This is a genomic window from Emcibacter sp. SYSU 3D8 (assembly GCF_039655875.1).
Lineage (GTDB): Bacteria > Pseudomonadota > Alphaproteobacteria > SMXS01 > SMXS01 > RI-34.
Genome location: NZ_JBBYXK010000005.1, coordinates 190,935 through 202,962 on the forward strand (window position 1 = coordinate 190,935; position 12,028 = coordinate 202,962).

Sequence of the window (12,028 nt, forward strand, 5' to 3'; positions counted from 1 at the left end):
GGCATGAGCACTGATGAGAAGCAGGCGGTCAGGCCGCCGTCCTACGGGGCCGGCGCCCCGGACAAGGACGCGTTTACCGGCCGCAACGGCGTGCCCCTGTATACGAGGAACGGCAACCAGAACGATTACCGGACCTATGAGGTCTATCAGCGCGAGCGGGTCAAGGAGGCCACCGACAAGATCCGCCCGATCCAGTTGATATCGCCCGAATTCATCAAGGACCCCTATCCGGTTCTCGAGATCCTGCGCGAGAATTATCCGTTCTACCGCGACTGGCTTGGCAACTCGTTCTGGGTCACCCGGTATGATGACGTGACATCGATCTTCACCGACGATGCCAATTTCGAGACACGGCCCAAGCGCTGGTTCTATGGCATCGAGGACCTCGGGCGCGATCTGGGACAGGAAGTGCCGGTGCTGACGGCGCAGGCCGCCCGGATCGATGCCAATGTGGCGCGCATCGCCGCCGAGATCGTTGACGGCTTCAGGGCCAATGGCGGCGCCGATCTTGCCATCGACTTCGCCGCGCGCCTGCCGTTGGAGTTGCTCGCCTGCGTGCTCGACCTGCCGAAGGAGGATTTCCCCACATTCGTCGATCGCTACTGGCGCATGCAGCGCGGCGCCATGTGGGAGCCGAAAAGCCGGCAGGCCGGACTCGGCGCCATCCAGGAACTGGTCGAGTATTTCCGGCCCATCCTCGCGGCACGGCGCGCCCGCCCGGGAGACGATCTCCTCTCGGCGATCGCCGGCCTCGACCTCGAGGACGGCCCCGCGACGGCGGAAGACGTGGTTGTGACCCTTCTTGAGCAGGATCACGAGACCCTGCATGGCGGCATCGCCAATATGTGGCTCCAGTTGATGACGCATCCGGAGCAACTCGACTTGGTGAAGCGCGAGCGGCGCATGGTGAAGTTTGCCTGGCTGGAAACGCTGCGGCATTCCACGCCGGTCGTGACGGCTAACCGCTTCTCGAGACACGAAGTCGAACGGTTCGGCCGGCTGATTCCGATCGGCGCCCTGCTGCATTGTTCGGCCGCCGCCGCCAACCGCGATCCGCGCCAATACAAGGAACCGGACCGGTTCATCGTCGGCCGGAAGGACCTGTGCCAGCGTGAGCCGCGCGGCCAATACCGGGCCGACGGTTTGCCTGCCGGCTTGGCATTCGGCCTGGGCAAGCCCACCAGGCATCCGGCCGTACCGGAAGACCGTCCGCGCTCCCTTTATGCGCTCTGCCGTGACACCGCGACGACAGCCTCGAACGTGCTCCTCGAAGCATTGCCGGACCTGCGGCTAAAGCCTGGCGCCACGCCGGCATTGCGCAGCCTGCGGCTTGGCGAGATGCATACGTGCTGGCACCTGCCGGTGGTGTTCTGACCGCCGCAAGTCCAGCAATTAACCAGTCACGTGTGACTTTTGCCTGATTGCCAACCCATCATCGAGGATGTAGGTTGACCGCTCCGGCCCAACCTGAACCGAATGAGGCCTCCGAATGGACTCCGTCACCTCTTTTCTCAGCACGATTGTCGAGAACGCCGACAAACCGAATGAGGGCAACGCCCCTTCGTCCGCGACCCATGCGCCGCGCGCGCAATCGGTGTCGGCCCACGACTTTCCGCTGATGCCCGTGGGCGAGGCGTATGACATGGGCCATGCGCCCGACGGCACGCCGCTGATCGACCCGCGAATCTTCAATTCCGCCGAGTTCTACCGGAACCCGTACCCGTATTACAAAATCATGCGGGACCATTATCCGGTGTTCTTCGACAAGCTGCACAATTGCTATTACGTCACCCGCTACGACGACATCACCACCTGCTATTTCGACGACGAAGGCTTCAACACGATCCCGAAGGGGTCGTCGAGCGGTGTGCTCGGCAACACCCAGCTGGAGTTGAGCGGCGTCGAGCATCGCCGCCGCCGCAACCTCTATGGCCAGCACCTGGTCGGCAAGTCCCTCGACAACCGGATGCATGCCATCGAGAGCATCGCGGAAGAGATGATCGCCGATTGGGACAATCTGGATGAAAGCGTCGTGCAGGACCGCAACGGCGTCCGCTCGGTCGCCATCGGCAAGGCGTTTGCCAACGAGTTTCCGATCCGGGTCGTCTGCGATGTGCTGGGCTTCCCCAAGGAATCCCGCAAGAACTTCTTCTACTGGTACAATTCCATGATGTCCGGCCTCGGCGGTTCGGAGACCCATCATCAGGGCCTCGAAGCGCGCCAGGACCTGGAAGATTATGTCGGCACGCTGGTCGAGGAGCGCCGCGCGCATCCGACCTATCTCTATGACGCGGCCGGCAACCCCATCGGCAAGGACATCATCTCCAAGCTGTGCGAGACCCAGATCGACGGCGATTACCTGTCGACCGAGGAGATCACCTCGAACATCGCCCTGGTGGTGGGCGGCGGCGGCGAGACCACCCGCGGCGCCATCCTGAATATGTGGTACCTGCTGCTGCAGCATCCGCAGCAGCTCGAGGCCGTGCTGGAAGATCCCGAAGCCATGTGGGACGTGGCGTTCCACGAGACGCTGCGGCATTCGACCCCGATCGGCGGCCAGCCGCGCCACAACTCGTTCGACATCGAACTGCACGGTGTGAAGATCCCGGCCGGCTCACTGGTCAACATGGTCGACTTTTCCGCCAACCACGACGACCGCATCTTCAACGATCCGGAAGCGTTCAATATCTTCCGGCCCGACCTGTACAGCGGCAAGCTGCTGCGCAGCGGCTTCCGCAAGGAAGGCAAGTGCAGCCATATGGCGTTCGGCGTCGGCCCGCATCTGTGCCCCGGCGCGTGGATTTCGCACCAGGAAGCCGTGATCGGCTCGAAGATCCTGCAGCGCCATTTGAAGAACCCGCGCCTGAACGTGGACAAGATGCCAAAGGACTTCGACGGCAGCCTGATGCCGATTGGCTTGATCTCGGCCAAGGAAGTCTGGATCGACTACGACCTGGAATAGGGCCCGACAATGAGCACCACAGAAGCGACCCGGGCCGCGGCAGGCACCGGCAAACCTCAGGACGCGGCAGCGCCCAAGATCACGTATGGCCGCAACGGCGTGCCGATCACGCCGGGCGGCGTGAAGGGGCATGGCTTCCGCACCTACGAGATCCATCAGCGCGAGCGGCTCGGCCAGTCCACGGCCAAGATCAAGCCGGCGCAGCTGATCTCGCCGGACTTCATCCGGGATCCCTATCCGTTCCTGGAAATCCTGCGGGAAAACTATCCCAGTTACCGGGACTGGCTGGAGAATTCCTACTGGATCACCCGGTATGACGATGTGACGTCGATCTTCACCGACGACGCCAATTTCGAGACCCGGCCGCGCCGCTGGTTCTACAACATCGCCGATTATGGCCGCGACCTGCGCCAGGAGCTGCCGGTGCTGTTCGCCCAGGCCAAGGCCATCGACGGCAACGCCCAGGCGGTCGCCGAGGAAATCGTCAGTGACATCAGGGCCAAGGGCGGCGCCAATCTTGGCATAGACTTCGCCGCCCGCTTCGCACTGGAATTGCTGGTCCGCCAGCTCGACCTGCCGACGGAAGACGCGCCGAAATTCTGCGAGCGCTACTGGCGCATGACCCACGGCTTCAACGTCGACCCGGTCGCCGAACAGGACGGCCTCGCCGCGATCCGCGAGCTGACCGAATATTTCCGGCCCCTGCTCGCCAGCCGCCGCGCCAACCCCGGCGACGACCTGATCTCGGCGGTTGCCGGCCTCGACCTGGACGGTGGTCCCGCTACAGCCGAGGATCTGGTGGTGACGCTGCTTGAAGGCGACCACGAAACGCTGCATGGCGGCCTCGCCAACACGCTGTTCCTGCTGCTGACCAACGCCGGCGAGTTCCAGAAGGTGAAGGACGAGCGCCGCATGGCCAAGTTCGCCTTCCTCGAGGCGCTACGCCACTCGGCGCCGGTGCTGTCGGCCCGCCGCTTCGCACGCCACGAGGTCGAGCGCTTCGGCAAGCTGATCCCGGAAGGCGGCCTGATGATCTGTTCGGCAGGTGCCGCCAACCGCGACCCGCGTCAGTACAAGGATCCGGAGAAGTTCATCGTTGGCCGCAAGGACCTGTGCCAGCGCGAGCCGCGCGGCCAGTATCGCGCCGACGGCCTGCCCGCCGGCATCGCCTTCGGGTTCGGCAAGCCGTCCAGGCATCCGGCGATACCCGAGGACAGGCCCCGGTCGATGTATGCCATCACCCGCGACACCGCGACGACGGCACTCAACGTGCTGCTCGACAGCTTCCCCGATCTGCATCTGAAGCCCGGCGCCAAGCCGGAGTTGCGCTCGCTGAAGCTGTGGGACACCCACACCTGCTGGGACCTGCCTGTCGAGTTCTAAATCCGGGCTCCGCATTGGTCATAATCGGGAACGGCCCTCGTCGAGGGCCGTTTTCCTATGCCATTGGCAATGTCAGCGGCCGTAAACTAGATTGGTCGATATCATTCGGAATACGCCGCTGGGCGTTCGGAAACGAGGTGGATCGTGGCACGGCATGAACTGATCGAGATGGCGCGCGACAATATCGGGCATGCCCAGGCGGGCACCATCGCGCAGGAAGCGGACGTGTTCAAGGTACCGGCCTCGAACTATTTCGACCCGGACCGCTTCAAGCTGGAAATCGACAAGGTCTTCAAGCGCATCCCGCTGATGCTGGCGGCCACGGCCGAGCTGCCGCAGCCGGGCGACTACAAGGCCATGGACGTGGTCGGCCTGCCCGTGCTGATCTCGCGCGGCGGCGACGGCGTCGCCCGGGCGTTCATCAATTCGTGCAGCCACCGGGGCGCGCCCATCGTCAAGCCGGGCACCGGCAAGGCGCGGCGCTTCGTCTGCGGCTATCACGCGTGGTCTTTCGACTACAAGGGCAACCTGGTTGCCGTCGCCGCCAAGGAAGATTTCGGTGAGATCGACATGGCGCAATACGGCCTAGTGCCGTTACCGATCACCGAGCGCGCCGGCCTGATCTGGGTCATCCTCGATGCGGATTCCCCGGTCGAGATGGACGCCTTCCTGGCCGGCTACGACGAGATGCTGGGCGCGTTCGGCCTGGAGAACTGGCACCTGTTCGAGGCCCGCACGCTAAAGGGCCCGAACTGGAAGATCGCCTATGACGGTTATCTGGACCTGTACCACCTGCCCGTCCTGCACCGCGAGACCTTCGGCGAGCAGATGTCCAACCGGGCGCTGTACTACGCCTGGGGACCGCACCAGCGGGTAACGTCGCCGTCGAAACAGATGATCGGCCTGCTGGAGAAGCCTGAGGACGAGTGGAGCAGCGATGTCCTGTCGGCCGGCGTCTGGACCATCTTCCCGCACATTTCAATCGCCTCGTTCCGGGGCGGCGGACGCAGCATCATGCTGTCGCAACTGTTCCCCGGCGAGACGCCCGGCGAATCCTTCACCACCCAGATGTACCTGATGGAGAACGAGCCGACCGACGAGCAGCGGCTCGAGGCACTGCAGCAGTTCAAGCTGCTGGAATATGTCGTGCAGGAAGAGGATTACGCCATTGGCCTGCGTCAGCAGAAGGCGCTGGAAAGCGGCGCGCGCAAGCACGTGCTGTTCGGCCGAAACGAAGGCGGCGGACACCGCTTCCACCGCTGGGTGGACCGAATTCTCGAGACCAGCGACCAGGACCTGAACGCGCTGTTCCGCGCGGGCACCCCACAGGACACGTAATCCCGCCGCCCTCGCTTGCAGGCCGTCCCGGCAGGAACAATGACCGCCGGCTTCGCGTTAGCGGATCGACGGCCACTTATGCGAAGGACGGACTCAACATGACGACAGATACCCACGAACCCGTCGCCGGCGACGTTTCCGAGCGCTATGCCCATCCTGAAGATATCATTCAGGATCAATCCCTTACGAGGGATCAGAAGATCGGCTACTTGCAGGAATGGGAGCAGGACCTGCGGCAGTTGATGGTTGCTTCGGAAGAGAACATGCCGGGCACTGTCACCGGTCAACCCGCCGATTCATTGAAGGCGGTAAGCGAGGCGCTGGAAAAGCTGGGCGCCGATGCAGACAAGAAGGACTCGCCTGCCAAGAGCGGCTAGCCGTTCCGTCCCCGTGACCGAGAATTTTTTTGCGAACCGCCCCGCCTGCTGTGCGGGGCGGTTCTGCATTTGAATGGCACGGTCAGAGCCGGGCGGTGGGTTGCGGCAATTCGCGGTCCGGCATGGTCGGGGGCGGCGTCTCGATTGGAACATCGGCCGGCTCCGGAGGCTGTGGCTCTTCGATCTCCGGCGGCGCTTCGTTGGGCCGTTCGGGGAACTCCAGTGGCGGCTGGTCCGGGTTCGGCGTGACGGGGTTCGGGGTAGACTGCATGAAGCGGCTCCTGGCTGGTTCCTGTCTTTGCGCCGCGCCGGCGCACTCTTGTGGAACGGGTCACATCAAGGAGTGTTCCCCTAGCCGTTCGCATCGACCCCCAGCGCCCGAAGCGCCGCGACCCCAAGCGACTGCCGGACGTTGACGTAGTCAGCCCATGGATCCGGTTCCGCCAAATGCGGTACGGCATCGCCGATATGAACCAAGGCGGCGCTGTGCGTGCCGTCAAGGCTTTCCCAGGTTACCGGCCAGGCCACCGGCGCCCCCTTCCTCGCTCGGGGTGAATATGGTGCAATAGCGGTCGAGCCGCGCTCATTGCGCAGATAATCGATAAAGATGCGGCCCTTGCGCTTTGCCTTGCTCATGGTGGCCAGATATTTGTCCGGCTGGTCCTCGGACATCCGCAGCGCGAGGGATTTGGCGAATTCCTTGATCACCGGCCATTCGTGGCGTCGCCGGATGGGCGTGACCACATGGATACCCTTGCCGCCGGTCAGCAACGGGAAACTGCGCAGGCCCAGCGCATCGAGGATGTCGCGCACCCGCAAGGCGGCCTGCTTCACGGACTCGAAACTGACGGACGGATCGGGGTCGAGGTCGAAGACGATGCGGTTGGGCTTTTCGATATCGTCGATCATGGAGCCCCAGATGTGGAATTCCAGCACGCCCATCTGGGCGGCGCGCACCAGACCGGTTTCGTCGGTCAGGTAAAGGTAGTCGTCTTCGCCGCCATCCTTCTCGCGCACCGGCAGCGGCTTCAGAGACGGCGCCAGGCCCGCTGTTCCATGCTTCTGGAAAAAGCACTGTTTGGCTGCGCCTTCGGGGCAGCGCACCAGGCTGACCAGCCGGCGCGAGACATAGGGCAGCATGCGCGGCGACACAGCGTGGAGATACCTGGCGAGATCGAGCTTGGTCACGCCCTGATCGGCATAGAGCACCTTGTCCGGATGGCTGAGTGTGACGCCCGCGACGGCAACCATCAGTCGCGCCCCTTTTCCGGCTGCTCGCGTATTACCGCCTGCGCCGGCTTGTCCTCGCGCAGGCCCAGGAAACGGCCATGCCGGACAAGGCCATCCCTGGTGAACTCGGCGAACGCAATGTTGGCAACCAGCTTCGGCTGCAGCCAGCGCGCCTTACGTGCCACATCGGCCGGGACCGGCCCATCGACCGGCCGCGTTTTGCGCGAAAGGCGGCGAAAGCGGCTCGACAGGTCGTCCAGCGCCGCATGGGAGAACCCGCTCCCCACCCTGCCCGCATAGCGCAGGACCCCGCCTTCGTTGACAGCCAGCAGGATCGAGGAGAACGGCCGGTTCCTGTCCGAGGGCGACCAGCCGACGATGACGAATTCCTGCGATGCCCCGCACTTGATCTTCAGCCAGGCATGGCCACGGCCCGAGACATATTTCGCGCGGGACCGCTTGGCGATCACGCCTTCGAATCCGCGTCCGCACAGCGCGCCGAGCATGGCCTGGCCGTTGCCCTCGACATGGTCGGTGTAAAATACCGGCCCGGTCTTGCCGACCTTGCCCAGCAGTTTGCGAAGCATGTCCTTGCGCTCGACCAGCGGCTTCGAACGCAGGCTCTCGCCGCCAAGCGCGAGCACATCGAATACAAAGAAAGACAGGCTGCCGCCTCCACCCTTCAATTGCGCCTGCAGCGCCCCGAAATCGGATTTCCCTTCCTTGTCGACCACGACAATCTCCCCGTCGAGAAGAGCACCGTCGAGGTTGAGCGAGGCAAGAGCCTGCGCGATAGCCGGATATTTTGACGTCCAGTCGAGCCCATTCCGGGTGTAGATGCGCACCTCGTCGCCTGAAGCGGCGGCGATCGCGCGGTAGCCGTCGAACTTGATCTCGAACAGCCAGTCATCGCCTTCAGGTACGTCCTCGACGAGGGTCGCCAGCGCCGGCTTGACGAAGCCTGGCAATGGCGATGACCCCGCCCTGCTCGCCGCATTCCTGCGTTGCGGTGTATCGTTCGCCTTGCCTGGTTTCCGGCGCCGCTCGGGATTCTCGGCAATGGCCTTCAATGTGCGCCCGGTCGCGACGCTCTCCAGTGCCGCTTCGGTAATCTCGACCTCCCGCCGGGCCTCGTCGTCATCGCCCTTGATCAGCAGCCAGTTCTCGCGTTTCTCGCTGCCGCGGTTTCGCATGCGGATCAGCGCCCAGCGGCCCTTGAGACGTTCGCCGTGGAGCACGAATTCGAGACGTCCATCCTTCAACCCCCGGCGTGCATCCTTGATCGGTTCCCACGTTCCCTGATCCCAGAGCAGCACAGTGCCGGCGCCGTAATTGCCGGACGGGATGGTACCTTCGAAGTCGCCATAATCGACGGGATGGTCCTCGGTGCGCACCGCAAGGCGCTTTTGCGCCGGATCCAGGCTGGGCCCGCGCGTGATCGCCCAGCTCTTGAGGACGCCGTCGAGCTCCAGCCGAAGATCGTAATGCAGCCGCGTCGCCGCATGCTTCTGGATCGCATAGAGGTTGCCGGCCCGCGTCGCCTTGCCGCCCTGCGGCTCGGGCGTGCGGTCGAATTGCCGCTTCGCCCGGTAGGTGCCGAGCTGATCGGAACCGCGCGGCATGTCAGCTCGCCTTCTTCCTGCGGGTAGCGGGCGCCGCCGGCTTGCCCGAGTTCTTGACGCTGCGTTTCAGCGCCTCGACGAGATCGATGACCGTGCCGCCATTGCCCGCCTCTTCTTCAATGGCCACCGGCTTACGGTTCTTGATCTTGGCATCGATCAGCGCACGGACCGCCTCGCTGTACTTGTCCTTGAACTGGCCCGAATCGAACGGCGCTGTCTTGCGTTCGATCAGCTCCTTGGCGAGATCGAGCAGTTCCTTGTCGGGTCTGGCATCGTCGATGCCGGCGAAGAATGGTGCAGCACTTCGCACTTCGTCGGAGAACCGCAACGTTTCCAGCAGCATCCCATGGCCGCAGGGTTTCAGCGCCGCGATATATTCTCGGTTGCGCATCACGAATTGTCCCAGCCCGATCTTGCCGCTTCCCCGAAGCGCGTCGCGCATGACGTTGTAGGCCTCTTCGGCAAGCTCGCCATCGGCAACCACGTAATAGGGTCGGTCAAACCAGATGGGATCGATCTCTCCCTGTCCGACGAACTGGACCAGATCGAGGGTCTTTTTCGCTTCGAGCTTGATCGCGTCGATCTCGTCCGGATCGATCAGGACGTACTGGCCCTTCTCCACCTCGTACCCCTTGACGATCTCATCGGTATCGACCGGTCCGATGCCGGGCACGACCTTTTCGTAGCGGATGCGCTTGCCGGACGGCTCGTGTACCTGGTGAAACGATATCTGGGCGCCCGATTTGGTCGCCGGATAGAGATTGACCGGCACCGACACCAGGGCCAGACGGAGATTGCCGCCCCAGATCGGACGCGCGCCAGAAGGGCGTGCTTCACGAGGCGTCGCTGCGGCCTTCCTGCGGGAAGGCGCCTTGGCCTTGGCTGTACTGCGCGGCGTGCGGGTGGGTTTCGTGGCCATGTCTTGCTCCCGGCTTTCGCGCCGCGTCATGGAGCGGGCGCGGCGCTGGATTGTTCGTCGGTGAACACGGTGCCCTGCTGTTCGGGCTTGGCGTACTTGTAGTCGGGCTTGTTTTTCAGTTGGTCCGATGAGGCGTTGACGGCAACCTTTTTGCCGTTGTCCGAGACGACCACATCCTTCCAGTCAATCGCCACCGTCCGGTCGCCCATGCCGGTCACGATGACTTGCTTGACGTTGCCTTTTCCATCCACATAGACGCTCTCGATTTCGCCGATGAGTTGATCCCGGGCGCTCGTCAGGTCACGGCCGATGAGGTTCTTTCCCTCGATGGTCCCCATGGGCTGCTGACCGCCGGCAGCGGCAGCAGCTCCGGGGATGATCGCTGCCGGATTGGACGCAAGCGCCTCGTCGGCGCGGGCTGCGGCGCCGCAGAGTGTGACTGCTGCCAATAGCAGCAGGCATCCACGGATGCTCCGGCCTCGTTTCATGCTGTCCTCTCCTGCCTTCAGCGCACTAACACGATCCGGAAGCGAAAGGTTCCTGTCCGCGGCGCGGCAGGCCGAGACGCCGCGGCGAATGCTGGAACATCCCCTGCTGGACGGAGTTGAGTCCATGTCGGCGCCCGATTGCGCCGGCGCAGTTCGAGAGGAGGATACACATGAACCGAGACCGAGACCGAGAGCGCTACGAAGCTGATCGCCGGTACCGGCAGGAAAACCCGCGGGACGGCGCAGGCTCGCCGGACTTTCATGAGTCCCATGGCCCACGCAGGGGCGAGCCCGACGAAGCACCCTATGGTGTCGGTGCCGATGCCGCGTATGGCGTGCCCGCCGACGACCGCTATTTCGCGCGCCGGTACCGGACGCACCTTCCTGAAGCACCGAGGCCTGGCTACAGGTCATCAGCGCCCGAGGCATGGGACCGCGAGAGCGACCGGGACATGCAGCGCCGCGGACATTTTCCCAAACCCGGCTATCGAGCGTCGGCCGGTGGCCAGACCACCCAGGGCGGATTCTGGACGGCCGATCTGGACGGTCCTCAAGGCGGCCCGGTTACCGGCGACGAATTGCGCGGGCACGGCCACTTCCTCGACCATGATTACGTCTCGTGGCGGGAAGACCAGCTGCGCGCCCACGACCGCGATTACCACGAATGGCGTGAGGAGCGTCGCCGCGCCTATGACAGCGACTATGAAGGCTGGCGCCGCGAGCGGCAGGAGAGATTCGGCAAGGATTTCGGAGACTGGCGCACGCAGAAACAAAGCGCCGGCGAACCGGACCCGACCACAACGGAAGGCGCCCAACAGCGCGGTCCGTTGACCGCGTCGCGGCCCACCGATGACCAGCGGAAAAAGCAGGACAGTTGACATTACGGCGGGAGCCGTTCGCCGCGGCTCCCGTCCCACGCCCTGACATTCCATATGAGTGCTATCCACCAAGCCGCTCGATGTCGTCCATGAGGTCCTGTACCGGCTGTATCCTGGCTTGCCGGGCGCGCTGCGGCAGGCCGTTGGATAATACCTGCTCCATCTCGGCGCGCGCCCGGGCCACCCGGCTCTTGATGGTGCCAACCGGGCAGCCGCAAAGATTTGCCGCCTCTTCGTAGGAAAACCCGCCTGCGCCGACGAGGATCAGTGCATCCCGTCGCGACGGCGGCAGGTGCATCAGTGCGCGCCTGACATCGTCGAGTGACAGGTGGTGGTCTTGCGACGGCGCCGAGGACAGCGCCCTTTCGGCGAATGTCTCATCCCAGTCCCCGGAAAATCGCGCCCGGCGAACACCCGAAAGAAACAGATTCCGCAGGATCACGAACATCCACGCCTTGAAATTGGTGCCGGGCCGGAAGCGGGCCCGGGCGCGCCAGGCATTGAACATGGCGTCCTGCACCAGATCGTCCGCCCGGTCGGCGCTGCCGGACAGGCTGCGCGCGAAGGCACGCAGATGCGGAATCAGATCGCGAAGCTGATCTTCGAACTCGGCATCCGTAAGAGAGGGCAACGCGTCGGGTACATCCCCGAAGTCCATCGATCACATAGTCCTTTGCATGACAAAAGATCGCGGTGAACCGCGTTTGTCTGGTGGGGCCTGTGACCTCCGTCGGAATGCCCGGGGTCACCCCGTGCCTTGCGCACCGGGATTCTCGCTCAGGTTGAGAGTACGGCGGCCGTGACGATCCCGGTTTAACCTGGATCAAGAAG

At 64.0% G+C, this 12,028-nt stretch carries 12 protein-coding genes; 6 read left to right on the forward strand and 6 right to left on the reverse strand.

Going from position 1 to position 12,028, the window contains the following annotated elements; all coding sequences use genetic code 11:
• The first annotated feature begins 3 nt into the window (after window positions 1–3).
• From WJU21_RS16910 to WJU21_RS16930, 5 genes are all read left to right on the forward strand, one after another.
• Entirely contained in the window at window positions 4–1,374 is a 1,371-nt protein-coding gene (locus WJU21_RS16910; RefSeq protein WP_346324639.1) for a hypothetical protein, read from the forward strand.
• Between the two features lie 115 nt (window positions 1,375–1,489).
• Window positions 1,490–2,962: a cytochrome P450 gene (locus WJU21_RS16915; RefSeq protein ID WP_346324640.1), complete on the forward strand. Its 1,473-nt coding sequence runs from the start codon at window positions 1,490–1,492 to the stop codon at window positions 2,960–2,962.
• A gap of 9 nt (window positions 2,963–2,971) precedes the next feature.
• Window positions 2,972–4,345: a hypothetical protein gene (locus tag WJU21_RS16920; protein ID WP_346324641.1), complete on the forward strand. Its 1,374-nt coding sequence runs from the start codon at window positions 2,972–2,974 to the stop codon at window positions 4,343–4,345.
• 144 nt (window positions 4,346–4,489) lie between these two features.
• Window positions 4,490–5,683 (forward strand): aromatic ring-hydroxylating dioxygenase subunit alpha, encoded by a 1,194-nt coding sequence (locus WJU21_RS16925; protein ID WP_346324642.1) that lies wholly within the window; start codon window positions 4,490–4,492, stop codon window positions 5,681–5,683.
• Window positions 5,684–5,781: 98 nt separating this feature from the next.
• The gene (locus WJU21_RS16930; RefSeq protein WP_346324643.1) at window positions 5,782–6,060 is read left to right on the forward strand and encodes a hypothetical protein; all 279 of its coding nucleotides are present in this window, start codon (window positions 5,782–5,784) and stop codon (window positions 6,058–6,060) included.
• 82 nt (window positions 6,061–6,142) lie between these two features.
• On the opposite strand, the gene WJU21_RS16935 is transcribed toward WJU21_RS16930, so the two are convergent.
• The 5 genes from WJU21_RS16935 to WJU21_RS16955 form a co-directional block, all read right to left on the reverse strand.
• Window positions 6,143–6,331 (reverse strand): hypothetical protein, encoded by a 189-nt coding sequence (locus WJU21_RS16935; RefSeq protein WP_346324644.1) that lies wholly within the window; start codon window positions 6,329–6,331, stop codon window positions 6,143–6,145.
• A gap of 80 nt (window positions 6,332–6,411) precedes the next feature.
• On the reverse strand, window positions 6,412–7,311 hold the full coding sequence (ligD, locus tag WJU21_RS16940) for a non-homologous end-joining DNA ligase (protein WP_346324645.1): 900 nt from the start codon (window positions 7,309–7,311) through the stop codon (window positions 6,412–6,414).
• The gene (gene ligD / locus WJU21_RS16945) at window positions 7,311–8,912 is read right to left on the reverse strand and encodes a non-homologous end-joining DNA ligase (protein WP_346324646.1); all 1,602 of its coding nucleotides are present in this window, start codon (window positions 8,910–8,912) and stop codon (window positions 7,311–7,313) included. Before ligD (WJU21_RS16945) ends, ligD (WJU21_RS16940) begins: the two co-directional genes overlap by 1 nt.
• A 1-nt stretch (window position 8,913) precedes the next feature.
• Window positions 8,914–9,831, reverse strand: coding sequence for a Ku protein (locus WJU21_RS16950; protein WP_346324647.1), 918 nt, complete (start codon window positions 9,829–9,831; stop codon window positions 8,914–8,916).
• 26 nt (window positions 9,832–9,857) lie between these two features.
• Window positions 9,858–10,319 (reverse strand): PRC-barrel domain-containing protein, encoded by a 462-nt coding sequence (locus WJU21_RS16955; RefSeq protein WP_346324648.1) that lies wholly within the window; start codon window positions 10,317–10,319, stop codon window positions 9,858–9,860.
• Window positions 10,320–10,489: 170 nt separating this feature from the next.
• Here WJU21_RS16955 and WJU21_RS16960 point away from each other — a divergent pair, with 170 nt between their 5' ends.
• Window positions 10,490–11,197, forward strand: coding sequence for a hypothetical protein (locus tag WJU21_RS16960; RefSeq protein ID WP_346324649.1), 708 nt, complete (start codon window positions 10,490–10,492; stop codon window positions 11,195–11,197).
• Window positions 11,198–11,258: 61 nt separating this feature from the next.
• On the opposite strand, the gene WJU21_RS16965 is transcribed toward WJU21_RS16960, so the two are convergent.
• Entirely contained in the window at window positions 11,259–11,855 is a 597-nt protein-coding gene (locus WJU21_RS16965; RefSeq protein ID WP_346324650.1) for a sigma-70 family RNA polymerase sigma factor, read from the reverse strand.
• Window positions 11,856–12,028: the final 173 nt, after the last annotated feature.